General features: G+C 70.8%; 21 protein-coding genes. 8 read left to right on the forward strand and 13 right to left on the reverse strand.

Annotation, left to right across the window (positions count from 1 at the left end; genetic code table 11):
- Nucleotides 1-6 precede the first annotated feature (6 nt).
- The 7 genes from AB0N82_RS06380 to AB0N82_RS06410 form a co-directional block, all read right to left on the reverse strand.
- Nucleotides 7-1,800: an ABC-F family ATP-binding cassette domain-containing protein gene (locus AB0N82_RS06380; RefSeq protein WP_363389502.1), complete on the reverse strand. Its 1,794-nt coding sequence runs from the start codon at nucleotides 1,798-1,800 to the stop codon at nucleotides 7-9.
- 239 nt (nucleotides 1,801-2,039) lie between these two features.
- On the reverse strand, nucleotides 2,040-2,957 hold the full coding sequence (locus AB0N82_RS06385) for an ABC transporter substrate-binding protein (RefSeq protein ID WP_363389505.1): 918 nt from the start codon (nucleotides 2,955-2,957) through the stop codon (nucleotides 2,040-2,042).
- A 38-nt stretch (nucleotides 2,958-2,995) separates the two neighbouring features.
- Nucleotides 2,996-3,757 (reverse strand): ABC transporter permease, encoded by a 762-nt coding sequence (locus AB0N82_RS06390; protein ID WP_363389508.1) that lies wholly within the window; start codon nucleotides 3,755-3,757, stop codon nucleotides 2,996-2,998.
- The gene (locus AB0N82_RS06395) at nucleotides 3,754-4,434 is read right to left on the reverse strand and encodes an ABC transporter permease subunit (protein WP_315994634.1); all 681 of its coding nucleotides are present in this window, start codon (nucleotides 4,432-4,434) and stop codon (nucleotides 3,754-3,756) included. The genes AB0N82_RS06390 and AB0N82_RS06395 overlap by 4 nt, the downstream gene beginning before the upstream one ends.
- Nucleotides 4,431-5,255, reverse strand: a complete 825-nt coding sequence (locus AB0N82_RS06400; protein WP_315994635.1) for an ATP-binding cassette domain-containing protein — start codon at nucleotides 5,253-5,255, stop codon at nucleotides 4,431-4,433. The genes AB0N82_RS06395 and AB0N82_RS06400 overlap by 4 nt, the downstream gene beginning before the upstream one ends.
- A gap of 13 nt (nucleotides 5,256-5,268) precedes the next feature.
- Nucleotides 5,269-5,571: a DUF427 domain-containing protein gene (locus AB0N82_RS06405; protein ID WP_315994636.1), complete on the reverse strand. Its 303-nt coding sequence runs from the start codon at nucleotides 5,569-5,571 to the stop codon at nucleotides 5,269-5,271.
- Between the two features lie 260 nt (nucleotides 5,572-5,831).
- Nucleotides 5,832-6,764, reverse strand: a complete 933-nt coding sequence (locus tag AB0N82_RS06410; protein ID WP_363389513.1) for a 4-(cytidine 5'-diphospho)-2-C-methyl-D-erythritol kinase — start codon at nucleotides 6,762-6,764, stop codon at nucleotides 5,832-5,834.
- Between the two features lie 240 nt (nucleotides 6,765-7,004).
- Here AB0N82_RS06410 and AB0N82_RS06415 point away from each other — a divergent pair, with 240 nt between their 5' ends.
- Nucleotides 7,005-8,585, forward strand: coding sequence for a stealth conserved region 3 domain-containing protein (locus tag AB0N82_RS06415; protein WP_363389516.1), 1,581 nt, complete (start codon nucleotides 7,005-7,007; stop codon nucleotides 8,583-8,585).
- On the opposite strand, the gene AB0N82_RS06420 is transcribed toward AB0N82_RS06415, so the two are convergent.
- Nucleotides 8,536-9,471 (reverse strand): phosphodiesterase, encoded by a 936-nt coding sequence (locus tag AB0N82_RS06420; protein ID WP_363389519.1) that lies wholly within the window; start codon nucleotides 9,469-9,471, stop codon nucleotides 8,536-8,538. The genes AB0N82_RS06415 and AB0N82_RS06420 overlap by 50 nt on opposite strands.
- 229 nt (nucleotides 9,472-9,700) lie before the next feature.
- Complete coding sequence (gene rsmA, locus AB0N82_RS06425; protein WP_363389522.1) at nucleotides 9,701-10,543, reverse strand: 16S rRNA (adenine(1518)-N(6)/adenine(1519)-N(6))-dimethyltransferase RsmA; 843 nt, start codon at nucleotides 10,541-10,543, stop codon at nucleotides 9,701-9,703.
- Nucleotides 10,544-10,609: 66 nt separating this feature from the next.
- Between rsmA and AB0N82_RS06430 the strand changes: the two genes are divergently transcribed.
- On the forward strand, nucleotides 10,610-12,070 hold the full coding sequence (locus tag AB0N82_RS06430) for a sugar porter family MFS transporter (RefSeq protein ID WP_315994641.1): 1,461 nt from the start codon (nucleotides 10,610-10,612) through the stop codon (nucleotides 12,068-12,070).
- A gap of 154 nt (nucleotides 12,071-12,224) precedes the next feature.
- On the opposite strand, the gene AB0N82_RS06435 is transcribed toward AB0N82_RS06430, so the two are convergent.
- From AB0N82_RS06435 to AB0N82_RS06445, 3 genes are read right to left on the reverse strand one after another with little or no spacing between them, the layout of a single operon-like run.
- Nucleotides 12,225-13,262, reverse strand: coding sequence for a TatD family hydrolase (locus AB0N82_RS06435; RefSeq protein WP_363389526.1), 1,038 nt, complete (start codon nucleotides 13,260-13,262; stop codon nucleotides 12,225-12,227).
- A gap of 5 nt (nucleotides 13,263-13,267) precedes the next feature.
- Nucleotides 13,268-14,842 (reverse strand): methionine--tRNA ligase, encoded by a 1,575-nt coding sequence (gene metG / locus AB0N82_RS06440; protein ID WP_315994643.1) that lies wholly within the window; start codon nucleotides 14,840-14,842, stop codon nucleotides 13,268-13,270.
- Nucleotides 14,843-14,892: 50 nt separating this feature from the next.
- On the reverse strand, nucleotides 14,893-15,909 hold the full coding sequence (locus AB0N82_RS06445; protein ID WP_315994644.1) for a LacI family DNA-binding transcriptional regulator: 1,017 nt from the start codon (nucleotides 15,907-15,909) through the stop codon (nucleotides 14,893-14,895).
- Between the two features lie 169 nt (nucleotides 15,910-16,078).
- Between AB0N82_RS06445 and AB0N82_RS06450 the strand changes: the two genes are divergently transcribed.
- The 5 genes from AB0N82_RS06450 to AB0N82_RS06470 all read left to right on the forward strand — a co-directional run bounded on the left by AB0N82_RS06450 (nucleotide 16,079) and on the right by AB0N82_RS06470 (nucleotide 24,363).
- Nucleotides 16,079-18,109, forward strand: coding sequence for a beta-galactosidase (locus AB0N82_RS06450; RefSeq protein WP_363389531.1), 2,031 nt, complete (start codon nucleotides 16,079-16,081; stop codon nucleotides 18,107-18,109).
- Nucleotides 18,110-18,262: 153 nt separating this feature from the next.
- Nucleotides 18,263-19,498 carry a maltose ABC transporter substrate-binding protein gene (locus AB0N82_RS06455; RefSeq protein ID WP_315994646.1) on the forward strand — a complete coding sequence of 412 codons (1,236 nt, stop codon included), beginning with the start codon at nucleotides 18,263-18,265 and terminating at the stop codon, nucleotides 19,496-19,498.
- 74 nt (nucleotides 19,499-19,572) lie between these two features.
- A complete protein-coding gene (locus tag AB0N82_RS06460) occupies nucleotides 19,573-21,201 on the forward strand; it encodes an ABC transporter permease subunit (protein WP_363389534.1) in 1,629 nt (542 codons plus the stop codon).
- Complete coding sequence (locus AB0N82_RS06465) at nucleotides 21,198-22,097, forward strand: sugar ABC transporter permease (protein WP_363389537.1); 900 nt, start codon at nucleotides 21,198-21,200, stop codon at nucleotides 22,095-22,097. Before AB0N82_RS06460 ends, AB0N82_RS06465 begins: the two co-directional genes overlap by 4 nt.
- Before the next feature lie 37 nt (nucleotides 22,098-22,134).
- Entirely contained in the window at nucleotides 22,135-24,363 is a 2,229-nt protein-coding gene (locus AB0N82_RS06470) for a glycosyl hydrolase 53 family protein (RefSeq protein WP_363389540.1), read from the forward strand.
- 59 nt (nucleotides 24,364-24,422) lie between these two features.
- On the opposite strand, the gene rsmI is transcribed toward AB0N82_RS06470, so the two are convergent.
- Nucleotides 24,423-25,238: a 16S rRNA (cytidine(1402)-2'-O)-methyltransferase gene (rsmI, locus tag AB0N82_RS06475; protein WP_363389543.1), complete on the reverse strand. Its 816-nt coding sequence runs from the start codon at nucleotides 25,236-25,238 to the stop codon at nucleotides 24,423-24,425.
- 23 nt (nucleotides 25,239-25,261) lie between these two features.
- Between rsmI and AB0N82_RS06480 the strand changes: the two genes are divergently transcribed.
- A complete protein-coding gene (locus AB0N82_RS06480) occupies nucleotides 25,262-26,830 on the forward strand; it encodes a phospholipid carrier-dependent glycosyltransferase (RefSeq protein ID WP_363389546.1) in 1,569 nt (522 codons plus the stop codon).
- The last annotated feature ends 4 nt before the right edge of the window (nucleotides 26,831-26,834 follow it).

Consider the following 26,834-nt stretch of genomic DNA (forward strand, 5'->3'; position numbering starts at 1 on the left):
TCGGGCTCAGCCGATCGCCTCCGTGAGCTCGAACCAGCGTCCCTCGAGCTCGTCGCGCTCGTCCTCCAAGGCGCTGATGCGCTCCATCTCCTTGCCCAGACCGACGTAGTCCGACTGATCGTGGTCGGCCAGGGCGGCTTTCGCCCTGTCGATCTGCTGCTGCAGCTTCTCGATCTTGCGCTCGGCGGCCGAGGCCTCTTTCTGCGCGGCGCGCAGGTCGGCGCCCTGCAGCCCCGCCGGAGCCACTGACCCACCGGATGCCGCGGGGCGCGAGGGCTCGGCATCCTGGAGCGCCCGCAGGCGCAGGTATTCGTCCACTCCCCCGGGGAGGTGGCGCAGCTTGGCATCCAGGATCGCGTACTGCTGGTCGGTGACGCGCTCGAGGAAGTACCGGTCGTGGGAGACGACGATGAGGGTGCCCGACCACGAGTCGAGCAGGTCCTCCATGGCCGCGAGCATGTCGGTGTCGAGGTCGTTGGTGGGCTCGTCGAGGATCAGCACGTTGGGCTGGTCGAGGATGACCAGCAGCAGCTGCAGGCGCCGCTTCTGCCCACCCGAGAGGTCCTTCACCGGGGTGGACAGCTGGGCGCTCGAGAACCCGAGGCGCTCCAGCAGCTGCCCGGGGGTCAGCTCCTGCGCCTTCGACCCGGTGCCGAAGGCGTAGGTGGTGCGGAGGTTCGAGATGACCACGCGCACCGGGTCGTCCAGGTGCTGGTCGAGTTCGTCCAGGCGCTGGGTCAACGTGGCGACTTTGACGGTCTTCCCGCGCTTCACGCGTCCACTGGTGGGTTCGAGGGATCCGGTCACCAGGTTCAGCAGCGTCGACTTGCCCGCGCCGTTGACGCCCAGGATGCCGGTGCGCTCCCCCGGCGCGATCCGCCACTCGACGTCCTTCAGCACCGTCTTGTCGCCGAACGCGACGCCCGCGTCCAGCAGGTCGACGACGTCCTTGCCGAGCCGCGCGACCGCGAGCGACTGGAGCGCCACCTTGTCGCGGATCTCGGGGACGTCGGCGATGAGCTCGTTCGCGGCGTCGATGCGGAACTTCGGCTTCGACGTGCGCGCCGGCGCCCCGCGGCGCAGCCAGGCGAGCTCCTTGCGCGCGAGGTTCTGACGGCGCTGCTCGATCGATGCCGCCTGGCGGTCGCGCTCGACGCGCTGCAGGATGTACGCCGCGTACCCGCCCTCGAAGGGCTCGACGAGGCGGTCGTGCACCTCCCACGTGGTGTTGCAGATCTCATCGAGGAACCACCGGTCGTGCGTGACGACGAGCAGGCCGCCGGCGCTCGGCGCCCAGCGCTTCTTGAGGTGTCCGGCGAGCCAGGTGATGGCCTCGACGTCGAGGTGGTTGGTGGGCTCGTCGAGGAACAGCACGTCCCAGTCGCCCGAGAGCAGCTTCGCCAGAGCGACGCGACGCCGCTGACCACCGGAGAGCTCGCCGAGTCTGGCATCCCAGGGCAGGTCTCCGAGCAGCCCGGCGATGACGTCTCGCGTGCGGGCGTCGCCGGCCCACTCGTGCTCGGGGCGGTCGCCGACCACCGCGTGGCCGATCGTGTCGTCGTCGTCGAGGGTGTCCTGCTGGTCCAGCACCCCGACCGTCACTCCCCCACGCACGGTCACGCGCCCGCCGTCGGGTTCGCGGATGCCGGCGAGCATGCCCAGCAGGCTGGACTTGCCGTCGCCGTTGCGGCCGACGATGCCGATGCGGTCGCCCTCGTTCACGCCCAGCGAGACGGAGTCGAACACGACCTTGGTCGGGTATTCCAGGTGCAGGGCTTCGCCCCCGAGCAGATGTGCCATATCCGTCCCAGGCTACGCGGTGCGGTGACCCGCCCGAGCGCCGCGGTCGCGGCATCCTCCCTCCCGCTCACGCGGCAGCGCCGACGCAGGAGCGATTTCGACGCCGTGAGCCGGCAGCTCGCTGACGACTCGGGCGCAGGATGTCGCCGGACTGCTGTCTTGCGGATAGCGCCGACCCGGCCGCGGAAACACGGCGGGGCCGCCCGGCGAACCGGACGGCCCCGCACTGCGGAACGGGCTCAGAAGCCGTTGGCGGCGAGCCACTCCTTGGCGATGTCGGGCGTCGACTCCTGGTCGACGGTCGACTTCACGTTGAGCTCGACGAGGCCCTCGGGGGTGAGCGCCGCGCTGACCTTGTTCAGCACGTCGGACACCTCGGAGGCGACGTTCGAGTTGACGACCGGCACGACGTTCGACGCGAGGAACAGGCCCTTCGGGTCGGTCAGCGTGACGAGGTCGTCGGTCTGGATGCGGGGGTCGGCCGTGTAGACGTTCGCGACCTGGATGGTGCCGGCGACGAGGTCGTCGACCGTGGTCTCACCGGTCGGCGAGAACTGCACGTTCACGCCGTAGGTCGACTGCAGGCCGGTCGGGCCGTAGGGACGCTCGGCGAGCTCGGCGTTTCCACCGAGCGTGACGCCCGAGGTGACCTTGGCCAGATCGGCGATGCTCGTGAGGCCGTTCGCCTGCGCGAAGGCCGCGGTCACGGTGTACGAGTCCTGGTCGGTCGCGTCGGACTGGTCGAGCACCTCGAGGCCCTCGGGAAGCGCCGCCGGCAGCGCCGCGTACACGTCGTCCGCGGTGCGGGCCGTGGTCTCGGCGTCGAAGAACTGCAGGAGGTTGCCGGTGTACTCGGGGAACACCGAGACGGTGCCGTCCTCGAGCAGCGGGATGTAGGCGTCGCGCTGGCCGATCTGGAACTGGCGCGTGACCGTCTTGCCGGCGCCCTCGAGGGCCTGGGCGTAGATCTCGGCGATGATCTCGTTCGAGTAGTAGGCCTGCGAGCCGACGACGATGGTGTCGGACGACGCCGACGCGTCGCCGCCGCCGTTGCTCAGCGGGTCGCTCGAGCCGCCACTGCAGCCGGCGAGGGCGATCGAGGCGACAGCGAGGCCGGCGAAGACGCCGAGGCCCTTCCGGGTTCGTGCTGTGAACATGGGTGCTCTCTTTTCTGGTGATGCGGGATTCGGGTGGGTCAGGGGGTCGCGGGCGGCGCGGCGGGGGCGCCGACGGCGATGGCCTCGGCACGGCGCTGACGCGCGGAGCGTCGCTGCGGTTGCGCGGAGCCGGCGGCGCGGATGCCGCGCGGCACGACGAGATGCTGGAGCAGGGCGAACAGGCCGTCGATGACGAGGGCGAGAACGGCCACGAGGATCGCGCCGCCGATGAGGATGTCGAAGCGACGCAGCGGGATGGCGGCGATGATGTACTGCCCGAGACCGCCGAGACCGATGTAGGCGGCGATCGTCACGGTCGCGAGCACCTGCAGTGTCGCGGCGCGGATGCCGCCGACCAGCAGCGGGAGTCCGAGCGGCACCTCGATGCGCCAGAGGATCTGCGATTCGGTCATGCCCATCGATCGGCCGGCGTCGATGACGCGCCGGTCGATCGCCTCGAAGCCGGTGTACGCCCCGGCCAGGAGGGAGGGGATCGCGAGGACGACGAACGAGATGACCGCCGCCTCGGGCTTGTGCAGCACGCCGAGCAGGAGGGTCAGGAGGATGAGCAGTCCGAACGACGGGATCGCACGCGCGGCCCCGGAGATCGCGACGGCGATCTCTCGTCCCTTGCCCGTGTGGCCGATGTACCACCCGAGCGGAATCGCGATGACGCCCGCGATGACCACCGCGATGAGGGTGTAGAGCAGCTGTACGCCGATCGCGAGCGGGATGGCATCGAACCCGCGGCCGGGATCGCCGGAGAAGATCCACCCGATGGCGTCTCCGAGAAGGTTCACGCGGCCACCGCCGTCCGTGCGCGTCGCGCCGAGGGCACCGCGGCACGACGGGTCCAGGGCATCAGCAGGCGCCCCGCGATCACCAGCACGAGGTCGATGACCAGCGCGAGCACGACGACGGCGACGACCCCGGCGAAGACCTCCGGGATGATCCGGCGCTGCAGTCCGTTGGTGAAGAGGTAGCCGATGTTCTGGATGCCGACCAGGATGCCGACCGTGGCCAGCGCGATCGTGCTCGCCGAGGCGACGCGAAGACCCGCCAGCACCACCGGTCCGGCGAGGGGGAACTCCACCGCGATGAAGCGGCGGAACGAGCCGTAGCCGATGGCGGTGGACGCCTGGCGGACGCCCGCATCCACCGAATCGAGACCGTCGGCGACGGCGCGGACGAGGATGGCGACGGCGTAGATCGCGAGCGCGACGATGAGGTTGGTCTCACTGACGATGCTGTACCAGCCGGTGACCACGGGCACGAGGATGAGCAGCGCGAGCGAGGGGATCGTGTACAGCAGCCCCGTGATCGTGATGACGCCGCTGCGCACCAGACGGTACCGCCAGGCGACCCAGCCGAGGGGGACGCTGATGACGAAGCCGACGACCAGGGCGATCAGACTTTGACGCAGGTGCACCAGCGTCAGCTGCCCGATGAGGTCGAGGTTGTTGCCGACCCAGTTCACGGGCGCGCGTCCTCCACGAGGGCGCCCTGCGTGCGGCCCTCGGCATCCACCACGACCGTGCCGGTCGGCGTCTGCTTGAGGTGGAGTGCGCGCTTGCCCTTGACGGCACCGATGAAGCTCGCCACGAAGTCGCTCGCGGGGTTCTCCACGATCTCGCTCGGCGTGCCCACCTGGGCGATCTTGGCGCCCTTCTCGAGGATGACGACCTGGTCGCCGAGGAGGAAGGCCTCGTCGATGTCGTGAGTGACGAAGACGATCGTCTTGCCGATCTCGCTCTGCAGCCGCAGGAGCTCCTGCTGCAGCTCGTCGCGCACGATCGGGTCGACGGCGCCGAACGGCTCGTCCATCAGCAGGATGTTGGGGTCGGCGGCGAGGCCCCGGGCGACGCCCACGCGCTGCTGCTGGCCGCCCGAGAGCTGGCTCGGGTAACGGTCGGCCATCGCCGTGTCGAGGCCGACGGTCTTCATCAGCTCGAGCGCGCGCGTGCGTGCGGTCTTGCGGTTCTGGCCCTGCAGCACGGGAACCGTGGCGATGTTGTCGGCGACGGTGAAGTGCGGAAGCAGACCGGAGTTCTGCATCACGTAGCCGATGCTGCGTCGCAGCTGCACGGCGGCCTTTCCGCCGATGTCGTCGCCGTCGATGGAGATCGTGCCCGACGAGGGCTCGACCATGCGGTTGATCATGCGCAGGAGGGTGGTCTTCCCGCAGCCCGAGGAGCCGACGAAGACGGTGGTCTTGCGCGAGGGGATGACGAGGTGGAAGTCGTCGACGGCGCGGGTGCCGTCAGGGAAGACCTTGGAGACGGCCGAGAACTCGATCATGCGAATCGCCGCCTCAGTCGGAGACCACGACCTTGCGGTCGAAGGCCACGTAGCCGGCGAAGTCCTTCCCGACGCGCTCGACGGCACCGTCGCGCAGGTCGGGGTACGACCATGCGCCGTCCTTCAGCTCGGCACCGTCGAGGGAGACGTTCCAGTACTGCGCGGCGCCCTTCCAGGGGCAGGTGTAGGCCGTGGGGCTCTTCTGCAGAGCCCCCTCGCGGATCGCCTGCGGCGGGAAGTACCAGTTGCCCTCGATCGAGGCCAGGTCGTCGCGGTCGGCTTCGGCGATCACGACGCCGTCGAGAACTGCCTTCATGGGTACCCCCTCCGTGGCGCCCCGCGGGCACAGCGCCGACGGGTGACGATCCACCTCGGTCGAGGCTAGCGAGGTACGGAACGCGTCAGCGGAAGATTGCTCCGTGTGTCGACCTGGGCTATGGTGCCCGGCTCCTGCGAGGCGACCCGGATCGGCCGGAGGGACCGGGGACATGGGGACCGGTGGCTTCGACAGGCTCAGCCGCCTCTGCCGCGACGCGGGTCCCCCGACACCGTCGAGGGACCGGGGGCGCGGCGGGGTCAGACGACGCGGGCTCCGGGCACCGGTCCGTGCACGTGGAGAGCCACGTGACCGGCAGCGCTCAGCGTCACCTGGAGATCGATCGCCGACGACTCGTCGGCGGCGAGGAAGGCGAGGGTCGGCCCCGACCCCGATACGAGACCCGCCAGAGCGCCCGAGCTCTCTCCGCGTTCGAGGACCCGGGCCAGGTCGGGCCGCAGGTGAAGCGCCGGAGCCTGCAGGTCGTTGCGCAGGGTCGCGGCGAGCATTCCGGCATCCCCCTGGCGCAGGGCGTGCAACACGTCGGGGTCGACCGCCGGGACCCGCCGGGCGGGTCCGATGTCGACCGCGTGGCGTTCGCGGTGCGCGTCGAGTTCGCCGTAGACCACCGGCGTCGACATGCCGACCTCGTTCGTGACCAGCACCCAGTCGAAGCGTCCGCGCGCCAGGGCCGGGCTCAACTCATCACCACGGCCCGTGCCCACGGCGGTGCCGCCGAGGAGGGCGAACGGCACGTCGGCCCCCAGCTGCGCCGCCAAGTGGGCGAGCTCGCTCGTCGGCATCCCGAGCCCCCAGAGGGCATCGCAGGCGACCAGGGCCGCCGCCGCATCCGCGGACCCGCCGCCCATACCGCCGGCCACGGGAACGGCCTTGCGGATCGCGAGGTGCGCGCCGCGGTCGACACCGGCCGTTCGCGCGAGCAGCCGGGCGGCGCGGATCGCGAGGTTGCGGTCGTCGGTGGGAACGCCCTCGATGTCGACCGGACCCTTCGCACTCACCGACATCGCGAAGTCGTCGGCCGGGGTGGCGATCATCTCCTCGTAGAGAGACACGGCCTGGAACGCCGTCGCGAGTTCGTGGTACCCGTCGTCCTGCACGTCGCCGACCTCGAGGAAGACGTTGATCTTCCCGGGCGCGCGCACGCGGACGGACGCGGGGGTGGTGAGGCTCACGACAGCCCCCGCTCACCCGTGCGCCGCGAGGCCCCGGCGTGTGCGAAACTGGAACGTCGGCCCGCTTCCCGCCGTCGCTCGCAGGGCGGTTCGGGACAGACCGGGCCGGAGCGAGCGATGAGAGTCACTCTTCGACAGTAGCGCTCCGCTCCCCGCCGTTCGGCGTCGCCGCCGAAACGTCTTCGTAACCCCGGAACCTTACGGTGTCCGGAACCCGTCACCTACCCCCGAGGAGGCAGTATGCGCCCGATGGTCCCCCTGTCGATCGACACCGACCCCTGGCGCGCGCTGCTCTCCCGCTCCGATATCCGGATGCACGACGGCATCCTGCACGTCGTCGACGACACCTCGACCCCCTCGATCGCCGAGCGCGACGACCTGCTCACCGCGGCATCCGCGATCGAAGCGGCCGGCGTGCGCGTGCTGCTCGTGCGCGACGCGAACCGTCGCCCGAAGCTCGTGGTCGACACCGCCGACGCCGAGGCGGCGCTGACGGCACTGCGCGACCCCGAGCTCGGGCCGATCTACCTCAAGGCCCGCGGCGAAGACCCGGTGCCCGCGCACAGCGTGCACCCCTCCGCCGGTTCGGTGCAGGCGTACGCCGTCTTCCGTCCGCGCACCTCGACCGAGGGCTCCTACCGCTACGGCGCCTCGCTCGCGCCGCGGCTCGAACTCTGGCGCTTCGGCGAGAAGACGATCGAGGCTCCCCGCCCCAGCGCCCTCACCCGCCGGCGATTCGCCGCGGCCGACCTCGACCTGGTCGAGATCGAGCGCTACGGGCGCCGGTGGATGACCGTGTCGGGCATGTTCGACCCGCACCCGAACGAGTTCACCGCCGAGGTCGACATGGTCTTCTCGTGGGTCGACGGCTCGTCGAGCGAGTTCCAGCGCCAGCGCGCGGCGCGGATGAAGGGCTACGTCGTGGGCGACGGCGACGACAACGCCGCCCGTTACCGCCAGGTCGACGAGCTTCGCTACGCGCTGCGCAGCGTGCACATGTACGCGCCGTGGGTGCGACGCATCTTCATTGCGACGGACTCCCCCACCCCCGAGTGGCTCGCCGATCACCCGAAGGTGACGATCGTGCGCAGCGAGGACTTCTTCGCCGACCCCTCCGTGCTGCCCACGCACAACTCGCACGCGGTCGAGGCGCAGTTGCATCGCATCCCGGGGCTGGCCGAGCACTTCCTCTACAGCAACGACGACATGTTCTTCGGTCGCCCGGTGACGCCGGAGCTATTCTTCAGCGGCGGCGGCGTGAGCCGTTTCGTCGAGAGCGGTGTCCGTATCGGCAGCGGACCGGCGCACATCGAGCGCTCCGGTCACGACAACGGCCTGCGCGTGAACCGCGCGCTGCTGAAGGAGCGCTTCGGGCGCGTCATCACGCTCGACCTCGAGCACTGCGCCACCCCGCTGCGCCGCTCCGTCGCGTTCGAGCTCGAGCGCGAGTTCGCCGACGACTACGCCCGCACCGCGGCCAGCCGCTTCCGCTCCGCCACCGACATCTCGGTGACGAACAGCCTCTACCACTACTACGCCCTGGCGACCGGTCGCGCGATCGTCACGACCGAGCCGCGCACCCGCTACGTGCAGACGACGCAGCTGGACTCGCTGCGCACGATGGAGCGCCTCGTGTCGCGTCGCGACACCGACATGTTCTGCCTCAATGACGGCAGCGTGCCCGAGATCCCCGAGGAGGTGCGCGTGCCCGCGCTGCGCGCCTGCCTCGAGCGGTACTTCCCCGTGGCGGCGCCGTGGGAGAAGAAAGCGGTCAGCGAAGGATCGGCAACGGCGTCGTCGGCGGCGACACCGGTCCGCTGAACGCCCGCGACGCCGGCACCACGACGCCGGCGTCGCGCAGCCGTCGCTGCGATTCCTCGGCATCCACGTACTGCAGGGCCGCGCTGGCGGCGAGCGGCACGACCGAGTGGACCACGGTCTCGTCGTAGACGTGCACGAGGTTGAATCCCTGGGCGGAGTCCTGCGGACGGGTTCCGCCGACGGGCACCATCAGGTCCTGCGTGTAGCAGGTGGCCGAGGCCACCGACACGGGGATGCCGGCGAACGTCGCGAACGTCGAGTAGTGCAGGTGCCCCGCGAGGATCGCGCGCACGTCGGATCCGCGGAGCACCTCGGCGAGGCTGCGCTGATCGCGCAGCTCGACGGATGCCGCGAGGTCGAGGACGCTCGGCACGGGCGGGTGGTGCATGGCGAGGATCGTGCCCAGGGGCGCGGGGGTGGCGAGCACGTCGGCGAGCCAGCGCAGTTGGGCGGGGGTGACCTCGCCGTGGTGGGCGCCCGGGACCGACGTGTCGAGGGTCACGATGCGCAGGCCGTCGAACTCGTCGACGCGGTCGACCGGGGCCGTCGGCTCCGCCGTGTCGCCGGGGAGCAGTTGAGAGCGGAAAGCGGCCCGGTCGTCGTGGTTGCCCATGACCCAGACCACGCGCGTCGCGAGGCGCTTCGCGAGCGGCTCGACGAGGGCGCGGACCCGGTCGTAGGCGTCGCTCTCGCCGAAGTCGGCCAGGTCGCCGGTGAACACGAGCGCGTCGGGACGGATGCCGGAGGCCTCGATCGACGCGACCGCCCGGGCGAGATAGGCCTCGGAGTCGACGTCGTCGTACAGCGGCGCACCGCCGGCACGGAGGTGGGTGTCGCTCAGGTGCAGCAGCACCCGTTCGGCGCGGGGGTACTCGGCGTAGCGCATCTCGTTCCTCTCGGGCCGTCGGGTACGACCTCGTCACCGGCGTGATGCTCCCGGTTGGCTCGAAATGTTACCGGCATGTTTCAGGAACGCGTGGTGAACACGTCAAGAATTGCCTGACGGGCGTCTCCCCTCCCGGCGAGTCGCGCGAGTCGCCGAGAATCGTCGCGGGAGCGCAGCCCGAAGCGACGATTCTCGGCGAGTCGTGCGAGGGGCGCGGGCGGCCGGGGCGTCAGGACGAGGCGGCGATGCGGGCGTAGTCGTCGACCGTGAGCTGCTCGCCGCGCAGGGTCGGGTCGACCCCCGCCGCCTCGAGGCGCGCGGACGCGTCGCCCGCCGTGCCACCGAGCACCCCGGCCAGCGCCTGACGCAGCATCTTGCGACGCTGCTGGAAAGCGGCGTCCACGATCCGGAAGGTGCGCAGCCGGTGCTCCTCGGTGCCACGGGGCTCGGCATCCCGCTCGAAGGCGACCAGCACGCTGTCGACGTTCGGCACGGGCCAGAACACCTGGCGCGACACGGTTCCGGCCAGGCGCCACGAACCGTACCAGGCCGCCTTCACGCTCGGTGCGCCGTACACCTTCGACCCCGGAGGGGCGGCGAGACGCTCGCCCACCTCGGCCTGCACCATGACGACGCCGCGCTGCAGGTAGGGGAAGGTCTCGAGGAAGTGCAGCAGCACCGGCACCGACACGTTGTACGGGAGGTTCGCGACGAGCACGCTCGGCTCGCCCGGCAACTCGTCGACGCGCAGCGCGTCGGCGTCGATCACCTGGAGGCGCCCCTCGGGCACGTCGTGCGCCGCCACGGTCACGGGGAGGCGCTCGGCGAGCCGGTGATCGATCTCGACGGCGACGACCGAGGCTCCGGTCTCGAGGATCGCCAGCGTCAGGGATCCGAGGCCCGGACCGATCTCGACGACCCGGTCGGATGCCGTGACCCGGGCCGCCTGCACGATCTTGCGCACCGTATTGGCGTCGACGACGAAGTTCTGCCCGAGCTTCTTGGTGGGGGTCACGTCGAGGTCGGCGGCGAGCCGACGGATCTCGGCGGCACCGAGCAGCGAAACAGGCATTGTTCCACTGTAGTCAGGGGTCCGCCAGAACCCTTGCCGAGCGCGAGCCGGGAGTAGCGTGGTCAGGTGAGTCAAACGCAGTCGATCCCCGCAAACGCCTTCACCCTGCGAAGCCCCTACGGGCGACGAGCCATCGGCCTGTCGGTCGCGGCGGCGGTCGGCGGCTTCCTCTTCGGATTCGACTCCTCCGTCATAAACGGTGCCGTCGACGCGGTCGAGGGCAACTTCGAACTGACCCAGGTGCTGACCGGATTCGTCGTCGCGGTCGCGCTGCTGGGCTGCGCGGTCGGCGCGGTGGTCGCCGGAGCCCTGTCGGACCGCTGGGGTCGACTGAAGGTCATGCTCCTCGGTGCCGTGCTGTTCTTCGTCTCGTCGATCGGTGCCGCCCTCACCTTCAGCGTCCCCGACCTGATCCTCTGGCGCGTCATGAGCGGCCTCGGCATCGGCATCGCGTCGGTGGTGGCCCCGGCCTACATCGCCGAGGTGGCTCCGCGTCAGATCCGCGGCTCGCTGGCGTCACTGCAGCAGCTCGCGATCACGCTCGGCATCTTCGGCGCCCTGCTCTCCGACGCGCTTCTGGCGAACTCCGCCGGCGGCGCGGCCAACCAGCTGTGGCTGGGCCTGGAGGCCTGGCGCTGGATGTTCCTCGTCGGCGTCATCCCTGCGGCGGTGTACGGCATCCTGTCGTTCACCGTTCCCGAATCCCCGCGCTACCTGCTCGCGAAGGGCAAGCGCGACGAGGCGAAGGCGATCTTCGCCCGCCTCGTGCCGCCCGCCGATCTCGACAAGACGATGAACGAGCTGTCGAACACGATCGAGGCCGACCGCAAGAACAAGAACGTCTCGCTGCGAGGTCCCGTGCTGGGCCTGCAGGGCATCGTCTGGACCGGCATCCTGCTGTCGGTGTTCCAGCAGTTCGTGGGCATCAACGTGATCTTCTACTACTCCACGACCCTCTGGAAGGCCGTCGGCTTCGACGAGAGCAACTCGCTGTTGATCTCCGTCATCACCTCGGTCACGAACGTGGTCGTGACCTTCGTCGCGATCTTCCTGGTCGACCGGGTGGGCCGAAAGCCGATCCTCATCACCGGCTCGCTGCTGATGACGCTGTCGCTGGGCGCGATGGCCCTCGCCTTCGCGTTCGCCACCGGCTCGGGCCAGGACGTGTCGCTCCCCGCCCCCTGGGGCAGCGTCGCGCTCGTCGCCGCGAACGTCTTCGTCGTCGGGTTCGGCGCCTCGTGGGGACCGCTGGTGTGGGTGCTGCTCGGCGAGATCTTCCCGAGCCGCATCCGCGGCAAGGCGCTCGGCGTCGCTGCCGGCGCCCAGTGGATCGCCAACTTCGCCATCACGGTGTCGTTCCCGGCCATGTCGAGCTGGTCGCTGCCGCTCACCTACGGCATGTACGCCCTGTTCGCGGCCCTCTCCTTCGTCTACGTGCTGCTGCGCATCCCGGAGACGAAGGGCATGGAGCTCGAGCAGACCGAGACGCTGTTCGTCCGCAAGCCGAAGGACGCCGCCAAGGCCTGAGCCCGGATGCCGAGAGGCCGGCGCCCTGCGGGGTGCCGGCCTCCGTCGTTCGGGCGTCGTGTGCGCCCGCGTGATCTCTGCGATCTGCACAAGCTCAGCGGCATCCGTCGCCATTCGGCTGAGGATGCGCGAATCGCCGAGATCCGCGCTCGCGTCAGTCTTCGAACGCGCCGTAGACCTCGAGGGTGTTCGCGGCGACCCGGGCGGCGAGCTCGTCGGCATCCATCGACAGTTCTGCGGCGAGGAAGCGCAGCGTCACGGGGATCAGGTACGGCGCGTTGGGGCGGCCGCGGTACGGAGCCGGCGTGAGGAACGGGGCGTCGGTCTCGACGAGGATGCGATCCACCGGGGTGACCGCGAGGGCGTCGCGCAGGTTCTGCGCGTTCTTGAAGGTGACGTTGCCCGCGAACGAGAGGTAGTAGCCGCGGTCGGCGGCGATCCGGGCCATGTCGGCGTCGCCGGAGAAGCAGTGGAACACCGTCTTCTCGGGAGCGCCGACGCGCTCGAGCGTCTCGAGCACGGCCTCGTGGGCGTCGCGGTCATGGATCTGCATCGCGATGCCGTGCTTCTTCGCCAGGGCGATGTGCGCCTCGAAGGAGCGGATCTGGGCGGGGATGCCGTCGGCCTCGGTGCGGAAGAAGTCGAGTCCCGTCTCGCCGATCGCGCGCACCCGCGGTTCGGCGGCGAGCTCGTCGATGATGGCGATCGCGGCATCCAGCTCCCCGGCCTGCTCGTAGACGGGGGCCTCGTTGGGGTGGATCGCGACCGCCGCGAGAACGCGCGGGTGGGACCGCGCCCCCCACGCCGACCAGCGCGAGGAGTCGACGTCGCCGCCCGCCTGCACGACCCCGTGCACGCCGACCGCGAGCGCGCGTTCGAGCTGCTCGTCGAGCGACAGGCCGGTCTCGCCATCCTCGATCTCGAGGTGCGTGTGGTTGTCGTAGACCGGGATGCCGAGGGGCTCGGGCACCGGCGGATAGCTGACGTCGCGCCGACCGTCGGTGGAGCGCTCGCGGACGTACTGACTGGGGTCGGTGCCGTCGATCGTTCCGCGCGGGCGCTCGACCGGGGCGGAACCGGCGGCGGGCCGGGGGGCGGAGGCGTCGACGGGCTCAGGAGCCGCCGCTGCACCCCGGGCCGACGCCGACTCCGCGGCCGACGCCCCCGGGGCCGCCGCCGACTCGGAAGGCATCGCCGTCACGCCTGCTCGACGCGCGGGAAGAGCGGCGTGAGCGGGGTCACCGTGGCACCCGCCGGCAGCAGGCCCCACGCGCCCGCCTCGCGGATCGGCTGGTCGACGAGTGCGCCGAGGCCCTGCTCGGCACCGAGGGCGACCCACAGCTTCGCGGTCGCGGCGGGCATGACGGGCGACAGCAGCACGGCCAGGGAGCGCAGTCCCTCGGCCGCGGTGTAGAGGACCGTTCCGAGACGCTCGCGCTGAGCCTCGTCCTTCGCGAGCGCCCACGGCTCGTTCTCGGTGATGTAGCCGTTGAGCGCGTCGACGATGGTCCAGATCGCCGAGATCGCCTCGTCGATGCGGAAGCGTTCGATGGCGGCGTCGGCGGCGGTCGCGGCATCCGCCACCACCTTCTGGATCGCGAGGTCGAGCGCGGTCGAGGGCCCGGCCTGCGGGACGACACCGTCGAAGTACTTCGAGATCATCGCGACCGTGCGCGACGCGAGGTTGCCGAAACCGTTGGCGAGCTCCGCCTGGTAGCGGGCCGACAGGTCTTCCCACGAGAACGAGCCGTCCTGGCCGAACGCGATGGCCGAGAGGAAGTAGAAGCGGTACGCGTCGGAACCGAAGACGTCGGTGATCTCGGTCGGCGCGATGCCGGTGAGCTTCGACTTCGACATCTTCTCGCCGCCCACAAGCAGCCAGCCGTGCGCGAAGACCCCGCGAGGCACGTCGAGACCGGCGGCCATCAGCATGGCCGGCCAGATGACCGCGTGGAAGCGGAGGATGTCTTTCCCGACCACGTGGAACGCCGGCCAGCGACGCGCGAACTGCTCGGGATCGGTGCCGTAGCCGACGGCGGTGGCGTAGTTCAGCAGCGCGTCGACCCACACGTAGATTACGTGCGACGGGTCCCAGGGGACGGTGATGCCCCAGTCGAATGCCGAGCGCGAGATCGAGAGGTCTTTCAGACCGCTGCGCACGAACGAGACGACCTCGTTGCGGGCCGATTCGGGCCGCACGAAGTCGGGCTCGGTCTTGTAGAGCTCGAGCAGGCGGTCCTGGAACTCGCTGAGCTTGAAGAAGTAGTTCTTCTCCTGCAGCAGCTCGAGGGGCTTCGAGTGGATGGCGCAGACCTTGAGGCCCTCGAAGGGCCCGGTGCCGTCGACGATCTCGGCCTCGGGCTTGAACTCCTCGCAGCCCACGCAGTACAGCGCCTCGTACTCGCCGGCGTAGATGTAGCCGCGGTCGAAGAGCGCCTTCACGAACTGCTGCACGCGCTCTTCGTGGCGCGGCTGCGTCGTGCGGATGAAGTCGTCATTGGCGACGTCGAGCGTCTCGAGCAGCGGGAACCACGACTCGGACACGAGCTTGTCGACCCACTCCTGCGGGGTGACGCCGTTGGCGGCGGCCGCGCGCAGCATCTTCTGCCCGTGCTCGTCGGTGCCGGTCAGCATCCAGGTGTCGTCGCCCGCCTGGCGGTGCCAGCGCGCGAGCGTGTCGACGGCCACCGTCGTGTACCCGTGCCCGATGTGGGGCAGGTCGCTGGGGTAGTAGATCGGCGTCGTGATGTAGAAGGATCGGCCGGAAGTCACTCGGAGATTCTACGGGGAGGCTCCGACACGGCCGCGCGTGTGACGGGCGGTCAGGCCGAGGCGCGCACGACCAACGTCGTCGGCAGCACCACCGGCTCGACCGCGCGACCGTCGATCGCGTCGAGCAGAAGGGTGACCATGCGCTCGCTCAGCTGCTCCCACGGCTGGCGCATGGTCGTCAGGGGCGGCTCGTGCGTCGCGGCGAGTCCCGAGTCGTCGAAGCCGGCGACGGCGATGTCGTCGGGCACCCGTCGTCCCGCGCGGCGCAGCGTCTGCACGGCGCCCGCCGCCATGAGGTCGGATGCCGCGAACACGGCGTCGATGTCGGGAGCGCGCTCCAGCAGCCGCTCCATGGCCGCGGCACCGGAGTCCTGCGAGTAGTCCCCCACCTCGACCAGCTCCGGGTCGAAGTCGTCGCCCATCTCGTCACGGAACCCCACGAGGCGGAAGCGTCCGCCCGGTGTGTCGTCGGGCCCGGCGATCATGGCGATCCGCCGATGCCCGTGCGCCCGCAGGTGCGCCGTCATCGTGCGCGCCGACCCGGCTTCGTCGACGGAGACGCTCAGCACCTCGCTGCGATGCCCCAGGGGCACCCCGCACGCCACGGTGGGGATCCCGGCATCCATCAGGGATTCCAGCAGGGGATCGGCCTCGTGCGAAGAGATGAGCAGAACGCCGTCCACGTGCCCGGCACTGACGTAGTGCGCGACGTTCGCGCGCTCGGCCGGGGTGCCGGCGATGAGGAGGACGAGCGTCATCTGACGCTTGGAGAGGGCCTCGGCGGCACCGCGCAGCAGCAGGGCGAAAGTCGGGTCGTCGAAGAGCAGGTGCTGCGGCTCGGTCATGAGGAAGGCGAGGGACCCCGCGCGTCCGGTGGCGAGACTTCGCGCGGCGTGGTTGGCGGTGTAGCCGGTGCGCTCGATGGCATCCTCGACCGCCGCGCGCGCATCCGGAGACACCCAGTGGCCGCCGTTGATGACGCGCGAGACGGTGCCGCGTGACACGCCCGCGGCTGCCGCGACATCGCGGATCGTCGGCTTGCGCCGAACGGTCGGGGTCTGCTCCATGCGGGAATGCTATCGGCCGGGAGACGGTCCGGGATGCCGACACCGAGCCGAGACTGGGACCGGTCACAGTTATGTAACGAACATCGACCCGTTGTTGCGCGATGCGGCCGGACCGCCGGAGGCTGTGACCGGTCCCAGTCCGGGACGCACGAAGATCCGATGGAGTGTCATGACCCGCGCTACCCCCTGGCCCGCTCTCGACGGCATCGCATACGGCGGTGACTACAACCCCGAGCAGTGGCCTCGCGAGGTCTGGGACGAGGACGTCCGCCTCATGCGCGAGGCGGGCGTCAACCTCGTGAGCGTCGGCATCTTCTCGTGGGCCCTCCTCGAGCGCAGCGAGGGCGTCTTCGACTTCGCCTGGCTCGACGAGCTCCTCGATCTGCTGCACGCCAACGGCATCCACGTCGACCTCGGCACCCCCACCGCCTCCCCGCCCGCGTGGTTCTTCCACGCCCACCCCGAGGCGCGGGTCGTGACCCGCGACGGCCGCACGATGGGCTTCGGCTCGCGGGGCATGGCATCCCCCTCCTCCCCCGCCTACCGCACCGCCGTCACGCGCATCGCCGACGCGCTCGCCGCCCGCTACGCCGCGCACCCCGCGGTCGTGATGTGGCACGTGCACAACGAGTACGGCGTGCCCGTCGGCGAGGACTACTCCCCCACCTCGGTCGCCGCCTTCCGCGACTGGCTGCGCGAGCGGTACGGCTCGCTCGACGGTCTCAACGCGGCCTGGGGCACCGCCTTCTGGGGTCAGCACTACGGCGACTGGGAGCACGTGGGCGCCCCCGCCGACGCCCCGAGCGTCGTCAACCCCGCGCAGCGCCTCGACTTCGCGCGCTTCACCGACCACCAGCTGCGCGCGTGCTTCCGCCTCGAACGGGATGCCATCCGCGCCCACGCCACGCAGCCGGTCACCACGAACTTCATGGCGAACCAGAGCTGGACCACCGACCTGTGGGCCTGGGGCCGCGAGGTCGACATCGTCTCGGACGACCACTACCTCTGGGCCGCCGACCCCGACGGACACGTGGGCCTCGCGATCGCCGCCGACCTGTCACGGTCCGTCGGCGGGGGTGCGCCGTGGATCCTCATGGAGCACTCCACCTCGGCCGTGAACTGGCAGCCGCGCAACGTCGCCAAGCGCCCGGGCGAGATGGCCCGCAACTCGCTGACTCACCTCGCCCGCGGCGCCGACGCGATCCTCTTCTTCCAGTGGCGCGCCTCCCGCTCCGGGGCGGAGAAGTTTCACTCGGCGATGCTCCCCCACGCCGGCACCGACTCCCGGGTGTGGCGTGAGGTCGTCGATCTCGGCACGGCCCTCGGGCGCCTGGGCGAGGTGCGCGGAGCACGCGTGCAGGCCGAGGCCGCGGTGCTGTGGGACTTCGAGTCGTTCTGGGCGCAGGACCTCGAGTGGCGCCCCTCGGTCGACGTCACCCACCAGGCGCAGGTGCGCGCGTACTACGAGCAGCTCTGGCGCGACGGCATCACCGCCGACTTCGCTCTGCCCGGTCACGACCTCTCGGGCTACCGCCTGGTCGTCGTCCCGGCCCAGTATCTGCTGTCGAAAGCGGATGCCGACAACCTCGCCGCCTACGTCCGCGGCGGCGGGACGCTGGTCGTGTCGTTCTTCTCGGGCATCGTCGACGAGAATGACGCCGTGCACCCGGGCGGCTACCTCGCCCCTCTGGCCGACGCGCTCGGCGTGCGCGTGGAAGAGTTCCTCCCGCTCCGCGAGGGCGAGACGATCACCCTCGAGCGGGCCGACGGCGCGGCCCTCACCGCTCGCGCCTGGGCGGAGGACCTCATCGTCGACGGGGCCGACGTCGTGGCCCGCTACGTCGACGGTCCGGCCGCCGGGCGCGCAGCCCTCACCCGGCACCCGTACGGCGCCGGGACCGGGTGGTACGTGTCGACGAGCCTGGATGCCGACAGCCTCGCGCACGTGATGGCCGCCGCCTACGCCGACGCCGGGGTCTCGGCATCCGTCGTCCCGGCCGGGTGCGAGGTGGTCGTGCGGAGCTCCGACGAGCACGACTTCACGTTCGTCGTCAACCACCGCGACGACGCCGTCGACCTCGCCCTCGCCCTCGACGGCACCGAGCTGCTCACCGGCGCACCGACGGACGGCGCGCTGACGGTACCCGCGGGCGGCATCGCCGTCGTCCGCACCGCACGTGAGGAGGCCGGCCGGGCCTGACGGGCCGGCATCCCACTCCGAACGACACCCGGCCGCACCGACGCGGCCGGGTGAGCGGGCCGCGAGGACCGCGACCCCGCACGACCCGACCGCGACCACCGCGGTCACCCGAACCGACCGCAATGGCTGCGGTCGCACAGAAAGGGACCTCTCATGCGCATGACAGCACCCCGGCGCACGCTCCTCGGCTCGGCGGCGATCCTCGCCGTCTCGGCCCTCGCCCTCACCGGTTGCTCCGGCGGCGGATCCGGCGACGACTCCGCCCAGGGCGGTGACGGCCCCGAGATCGTCGTGTGGACCGACGCCGAGCGCGAGCAGGCCATCGGCGATGCCGCGAAGGCGTTCGAGGAGGAGACGGGCGCGACCGTGCGGCTCGTGCAGAAGAACTTCGAGGACCTCCGCAACGACTTCATCGCCCAGGTCCCCACCGGCGAAGGCCCCGACATCACCGTCGGCGCGCACGACTGGCTCGGCGCCCTCGTCGCGGCCGGCGTCGTCGACACGATCGACCTCGGCGACACCGCCTCGAACTTCGAGCCCGTCGCGCTGGAGGCCATGACCTACGACGGGCAGCTCTACGCCCTGCCGTACTCCCTCGAGACCGTCGCCCTGGTCCAGAACACCGCCCTCGTCGGCACCGACGCGCCGGCCACGTGGGACGACATGATCCAGCGGGGTCTGGCATCCGGGGCCGAGCGCCCGTTCGTCATCAACACCGCTGGTGAGACCGGCGACGGCTACACGATGTACGGGCTGCAGACCTCCTTCGGCGCCCCCGTGTTCGTGCAGGACGCCAGCGGCTCGTACACGTCCGAGGTGGGCATGGGCGGGGCCCCGGGCGAGAGCTTCGCGCAGTGGCTGTCGACCAACGGCCAGGCGGGGTACCTCTCGACCACGATCGACTACGACATCAACAACGAGCTCTTCGCGAGCGGCAAGGCGCCCTACACGGTGCAGGGCCCGTGGGCGATCAGCTCGTTCGAGGGCATCGACGTCGCCGTGAACCCCCTTCCCAGCGCGGGCGGCGAGACGGCCGCGCCGTTCGTGGGCGTGCAGGGCTTCTACCTCAGCGCGCAGAGCAAGAACGCGCTGCTCGCGACGGAGTTCCTCGTGAACTACCTCGGCACCGAGGACGCCCAGCGCGCCCTGTATGAGGCCGACCCGCGCATCCCCGCCTACACCTCGCTCGGCCAGGAGGTCGCCTCCGACCCGATCATCGCCGGCTTCCTCGCCTCGGCCCAGAACGGCGTGCCGATGCCCTCGATCCCCGAGATGGGGTCGGTGTGGGACCTCTGGAACGCCGCCGAGGCGCAGATCATCTCCGGCGCCGAGCCCGTCTCGACGTGGAACCAGATGATCACCGACCTTCAGAGCACGCTGGCCGGCTGACGACACGCTCCGCGGGCGGGCGCGGTTCCCCCGCGCCCGCCCGCGGTACCACCTCGACGAAATCCGGAGCACCCATGTCGGTCACCCCTCCCGTCGCGCCCCCGGGCGCGGCCCCCACCGCCCCCGCGCCCCTCCCGGCACGCGAATCGCACGCCCGCAGCTTCCGCGGCATCGGCGTCGGCTTCCTCGTCAAGCTCATGATCATGGCGGTCGTCAACGCCTTCGGCATCCTGACGATCCTCACCGCCGTCGGCGCCGAGTCCTGGCTGCTGGCCTCGATCACCGCCGTGCTGCTGATCATCGCCGACATCGTCTACTTCACCCGGCGCGCACTGCCGCTGAAGTACCTGCTGCCGGGGCTGATCTTCCTCTTCGCGTTCCAGGTCTTCATCTTCGGCTACACCGCCTACATCGCCTTCACGAACTACGGCACCGGTCACGCGGGCTCCCAGTCGCAGGCGGTGGATGCCACCCTGATCCAGGGCGAGCGCCGGGTCGACGACTCCGCCACCTACCCCATGGCCGTGGTGGAACGCCTCGGCACCTACGGCCTCGCGATCGCCGACGACGACGTCGTGCGCGTGGGGACACCCGACGAACCCCTGGCGACGGTCGAGGGCGAGATCGGGGCGAGCGGCGCTCCGACCGAGGTGTCGGGCTGGACCGTGGTGCCGCGTGCCGACGTGCTCACCGACCCCGCGGTGCAGCAGGCCGCCGCGAGTCTCCGGGTGCCCCTGTCCGACGACCCCAACGACGGTGCGCTGCGCACACGCGACGGCTCGACCGCGACGGTCTACACCTCGACGCTCGTGTGGGACGAGCAGGCGCAGACCATCACCGACACCACGACGGGCACGGTCTACACCGCGACCGACCGCGGCACCTTCACCTCCGCCGACGGGCAGAGCCTGCCCACCGGCTGGTACGTCAACGTGGGGTTCGAGAACTTCCTGCGCGTCTTCACCGACGGCGCGCTGCTGCAGCCGCTGCTGTCGGTCACCGGGTGGACGTTCGCGTTCGCGATCCTGTCGGTGGTGATCAGCTTCGGCCTCGGGCTGCTCTTCGCGATGATCTTCAACGACCCGCGCGTGCGGGCGCGGAAGTTCCTGCGGACCCTGTTCATCCTCCCGTACGCGTTCCCGGCGTTCATGTCGGCGCTGCTGTTCCGCGGCATGTTCAACTCCGAGTTCGGTGTCATCAACGACGTCTTCTTCTTCGGCCTGCCCATCAACTGGCTCGGCGACCCGGTGCTCGCGAAACTCGCCGTGCTGTGGGTGAACGTGTGGCTGAGCTACCCGTACTGGTTCCTCGTCTGCACGGGCGCCCTGCAGGCGCTGCCGTCCGACACCCTCGAGGCCGCGCAGCTCGACGGCGCCGGCCGCTGGCGCTCGTTCCGCTCGATCGTGCTGCCGCTGCTGCTCGTGTCGACCGCTCCACTGGCGATCTCGTCGTTCGCGTTCAGCTTCAACAACTTCACCGTCATCTACATGTTCAACAACGGCGGACCCGCGATACCCGGGGCGCCCTACGCGCTGGGCTCGACCGACATCCTCATCTCCGCCATCTACGACATCTCCGGCGTCTCGGGCGGAGCGGCGGATTACGGCCTCGCCAGCGCTCTGTCGATCGTCGTGTTCGTCGTCGTCGGCGCCATCTCGGCGCTGGCCTTCCGTCAGACCCGCAAGCTGGAGGAGTTCGCATGACCGTCACCGCACGCGGCACCGGACACGATGCCGCCCGCAGCACCCCCGCGAAGAAGCGCCGCTGGCTCGCCGAGGTCGGGTGGAAGTACCCCGTCGCCGCGCTCATCGCCTTCTACGCGCTGTTCCCGCTCGTCTACGTGCTCTCCGCTTCGCTCAACCCTCGCGGGAGCCTCGCCTCGTCGAACGCGCTGTTCTCGGCGGTCGATTTCTCGAACTACGCCGCCCTGTCGGGCACGAGTTACTGGACCTGGGTCGGTAACACCCTCCTCGTGGGCGGTGTCGCCTCGGTCGGCGCGGTGCTGATGGGCGCCGCCGGCGCCTACGCGTTCTCGCGCTTCCGCTTCTCGGGGCGGCGGGCGAGCCTCACCGGCCTGCTCATCGTGCAGATGTTCCCCCAGGCGCTCGCGTTCGTGGCGATCTTCCTCATGCTCCTGACCATCGGCGAGGTCGTGCCCGCGCTCGGCATCAACTCGAAGCTCGCCCTCATCTGCGTCTACCTCGGCGGCGCGCTCGGCGCGAACACGTTCCTCATGTACGGCTTCTTCAACACGATCCCGATCGAGATCGACGAATCGGCCAAGATCGACGGCGCGACCCACGCGCAGATCTTCTGGAAGCTCATCATGCCGCTGGTCACGCCGATCCTCGCGGTCGTCGCGCTGCTCGCCTTCATCGCCGCCTTCGGCGACTACATCCTGGCGCGCATCATCCTCGTGTCCGAGGACAACTGGACCCTCGCCGTCGGCATGTACCAATGGGTCTCGAATCAGCTCACCTCCCGGTGGGGCCTGTTCGCCGCGGGATCAGTGCTCGCGTCGATCCCGGTCCTCGCCCTGTTCCTGTCGCTGCAGCGCTACATCGTCGGCGGCCTCACCCAGGGTTCGGTCAAGGGCTGAGTCCCGACCGACCCGTCCTCGATCGATGGAGATCCGGATGCCGAATCACCCCCGTCCCACGGCTCTCGCGGCCCTGACCCTCGGCGTCGCCCTCGCGGTGGCGCCCCTCACGGCGGCCCAGGCCGCGCCCGCCGCCGAGCCGGTCGAAGGCGGGATCACCGTCCCGCGCGTCGAGGGCCTGGCATCCGATTTCGCCCTCGGCGTCGACGTGTCGTCGGTGCTGTCGCTCGAGGAGTCGGGAGTCGTGTTCCGCGACGACGACGGCGCCCCCGCCGACCTGTTCGAGGTGCTCGCCGACCACGGCGTGACCGACGTGCGCCTGCGCGTGTGGAACGACCCGTTCGACGCCGAGGGCCGCGGGTACGGCGGAGGCAACGTCGGTGTGGAGCGGGCCGTCGAGATCGGCGCGCGCGCGACCGCCGCGGGTCTCGGCGTCGCCGTCGACTTCCACTACTCCGACTTCTGGGCCGACCCCGCCAAGCAGAAAGCGCCGAAGGCCTGGGCGGGAATGGATACCGCCGAGACCGCCGACGCGGTCGGCGACTTCACCCGCGAGGCGCTCACCGAGTTCGTCGCCGCCGGTGTCGACGTGGAGCTCGTCCAGGTGGGCAACGAGACCAACGGCGGGGTGGCCGGCGTGACCGGCTGGCCCGACATGGCGCGGGTGTTCTCGGCGGGAGCCGCCGCCGTCCGCGAGGTCACGCCCGACGCCCTCGTGGCCGTTCACGTCACGAACCCCGAGCGCCCCGGCCATTACGCCGCGTACGCCGCGGAGCTGGCGGCGAACGAGGTCGACTACGACGTGTTCGCCTCGTCGTACTACCCGTTCTGGCACGGCACGACCGAGAACCTCACCGCGGTGCTGCGTCAGGTCGCCGACACCTACGACAAGAAGGTCATGGTCGCCGAGACGTCGTGGGTGCGCACGCTCGACGACGCCGACGGTCACCCCGACGTGATCGACGCGGCCTCCGAGGCCGAGGCCTATCCCATCAGCGTCCAAGGTCAGGCGACCGCGCTGAGCGACGTCGTCCAGGCCGTCGCCGACGTCGGCGACGCCGGCATCGGCGCGTACTACTGGGAGCCCGCGTGGCTCCCCGTCGGCTCGCCCGACCAGCTGGCGCAGAACCGCGTGCTCTGGGAGCGCGACGGCTCGGGCTGGGCCACGAGCTTCGCGGGCGAGTACGACCCGGAGGATGCCGGTGAGTACTTCGGCGGATCGGCGTGGGACAACCAGTCGCTCTTCGACGTCGACGGCACCCCGCTCGAGTCGCTGCGCACCTTCGCCTACGTCCGCACCGGCGCCGTCGCACCCCGGGAGGTCACGGGCGTCGACACCGTGCGGCTCTCCGTGACCGTCGGCGACGCGGCGGCGCTCCCCGGACGGGTGACCGTGCGCTACAGCGACGGCACGAGCGAAGAGAGCCCGGTGACCTGGGAGGCCGCGCCCGACCTGTCGCGCCCCGGCGTCTACGAGATCGCCGGCGCGACCGCCGAGGGTCACGCCGCTCTCGCCGTCGTCACCGTCTCGGCCGAGAACCTCTTGCGCAACCCCGGGTTCGAGGATCCCGACGTCTCGATGTGGATCGTCGACGGTCCGCTCTCACTGCGCGCGACCGACGATCCGCGCACGGGCGAGCGCTCGGCCCACTTCTTCGCCGCCGAGGCGATGTCGTTCACCCTCGAGCAGCGCGTCGACGACGTCCCGGCCGGTCGGTACGTCGCCGCCGGAGCGCTGCAGGGCGGCGCGTTCGGCGACGGGACGGCGAGCATCGAGCTGGCCTCGGATGCCGACACCTCGGCCGCTCCGTTCACGGCGGGCGGATGGCGGGTGTGGTCGGAACCGCGCACCGACGAGATCGAGATCGCCGAGGGCGAGAGCCTCACCGTACGGGTGAGCGCCGAGCTGCCCGCCGGCGCGTGGGGGACGATCGACGACCTCGGGCTCGAGCGCGTCGGCGATGCCGCGCCCGCCCCCGGCGGACCGACGCTCGGTGAGCCCGGCCCGACGCCCACGCCGGGTGCTCCGTCATCCGCGCCGACGGAGCCCGCTCCGGCCGAGCCCGCACCGGCCCCCGCGGCGCCCGTACCCAGCAATCCCGCACCCGCCCCGGCGACGCCCGCGCCCCCCTCCGCACCGGCGCCGGGTCTGGCCGAGACCGGCACGAGCGTTCCCCTCGGCATCCTCGCCGCCGGACTCCTCGCCCTCGCGACCGGAACGGTCCTGATCGCCCACCGCCGCCGCTCGCGCTCTCCACGCGCGTAAGGGGTCAGAGAATGTCGCCTGGCAGCTCGTCAGGCGACATTTTCTGACGCCTCGCGCGGCTAGCGCGCGGCCAGAGCGGCCTGGTAGAGCTCGCGCGAGGAGTGACCGGTCTGCGACGACACCTCGGCCGCGGCCTCCTTGAGCCGCGTGCCGCTGCGCACGAGCTCGAGGGTCTGGGCCACGGCATCCGGGAACGCCACCTCGCGCGCCGAGGCGCCACCCACGACGATCGCGATCTCACCGCGCACGCCCTCCGCCGCCCACGCGGCGAGTTCGCCGAGGGGCCCCCGCTTGACCTCTTCGTAGAGCTTCGTCAGCTCGCGGCAGACGGCGGCGGGGCGATCGGCGCCGAACGCCGCGGCGAGGTCGTCGAGGGTGGATGCCAACCGCGACGGCGACTCGAAGAAGACGAGGGTCCGCTCCTCCGACGCGAGCTGCGCGAAGGCCCGGCGACGTTCGCCGGGCTTGCGGCGCGGAAAGCCCTCGAACGCGAACCGGTCGGTCGGCAGGCCCGCCACGGCGAGCGCGGTGACGACCGCGCTGGGGCCGGGAAGGGCCGTGACGGTGACGCCCGCGGCCGCGGCGGCGGCCACCAGGCCGAACCCGGGATCGCTGACCGTCGGCATGCCGGCGTCGCTCAGCACCAGCAGATCGTCGACGCGGGCGAGCTCGACGAGCTCCGCCGCGCGCTGCTTCTCGTTGTGGTCGTGCAGGGCGATCAGACGCGGGCGGTTCTCGACGCCGAGGCCCGCGAGCAGGCGCTGCGTCGTGCGGGTGTCTTCGGCGGCGACGACCGTGGCGTTCTCGAGGGCTTCGACGAGACGCCGCGAGGCGTCACCCAGGTTGCCGATGGGGGTCGCCGCGAGGATGATCACCGTTCCACCTTAGGCTGGGGGCCGTGAGCACAGCCGTCTCCCCCCTGCTCCCCGACGAGCAGACGCGCCTCGATCGCTGGCGCGACGCTCTGCTCTCCACCCCCCGCGGGATGCGGCTCTGGCGATGGCTCGCGCCGACCCTCGTGACCCTCGTGGCCGCCGTGCTGCGCCTCGTCGACATCGGCGACCCGCACCAATTGGTGTTCGACGAGACGTACTACGTCAAAGACGCCTGGAGCCAGTGGGTGCTGGGCTTCCCCTCGACGTGGCCCGACGACGCCGACGCGAGCTTCGCGGCCGGCGACACCGACGTGTTCACCGGGATCGGCAGCTACGTCGTGCACCCCCCGCTGGGCCGGATCCTCATCGGCGCGGGGATGGCCCTGCTCGGACCGGACTCGGCCACCGGGTGGCGCATCTCGGCCGCAGTCATCGGCACGGCGACGGTGCTCGCCATCTACCTCTTCGCGCGGACGCTCACCCGGTCGATCCCCCTCGCCACCGTGGCATCCGGACTCTTCGCCATCGACGGTCTCGGCATCGTGCTCAGCCGCATCGCGCTGCTCGACATCTTCCTGACGTTCTTCATCGTGCTGACGTTCTGGTTCGTCGCCCTCGACCACCGTCGCTCCGGCGACCGGATGGCCGGCCTCGTCGCGGCGCGCGGACTCGAGCATCCGATGTGGGGGCCGATCCTGTGGAATCGCCCGTGGCTGCTCGCCGCCGGCGTCGCCGCGGGGGCCGCCACGGCCGTGAAGTGGTCGGGCCTGTACGTGATCGCCGCCGTCGGCGTCTACGCCGTCGTCACCGACGCGCTCGCGCGCCGCCGCGCCGGGATCGTGCAATGGCCGATGGATGCCGTGCGCCAGGGCCTGGCATCCTTCGTGCTGCTCGTGCCGGTGGCCGCCGTCGTCTACGTCGCCAGCTGGTCGGGGTGGCTCTTCACCACCGGCGGGTACAAGCGCGGGACGCCCGTGGATGCGACCGGCTTCTGGGCGTGGGTCCCCGAGCCGCTCCAGCGCCTGTGGGCGTATCACCAGGAGATGTACGCCTTCCACGTGGGCCTCGTCACCCCGCACAGCTACGCGAGCCCCGCGTGGCAGTGGCCGCTGCTGATCCGTCCCACCTCGATGTACTGGCACCAGGATGACGCGGGCGTCAACGGCTGCGCCCTGCCCTCGGGCTGCACCGAGGCGATCTCGAGCATCGCGAACCCGATCATCTGGTGGGCGGGCGTCGCGGCATCCCTCTTCCTGCTCGTGCGGTTCGTCATGATTCGCGACTGGCGCTACGCCCTCGTCCTGACGGGGCTGGCGGCGACCTACGTGCCGTGGCTGCTCTATCCCGAGCGCACGATCTTCCAGTTCTACACGGTCGCGATGCTGCCCTTCCTCGTGCTGGCCCTCGCGTTCACGCTGCGCGAGATCGCGCGGGGGGTGAGGGGCTCGAGCCGTCTGAGCGGCCAGATCATCGTGCTCGCCTTCCTGGGGCTCTGCGTCGTCGTCTCGGCATTCTGGTATCCGGTGTGGGCGGGGCTCCCCGTGCCGTACGAGTTCTGGCGACTGCACAACTGGCTGCCCACCTGGATCTGACGGG

The sequence above is a fragment of the Microbacterium sp. NPDC089186 genome (genome assembly GCF_040685115.1).
GTDB lineage: Bacteria > Actinomycetota > Actinomycetes > Actinomycetales > Microbacteriaceae > Microbacterium > Microbacterium galbum.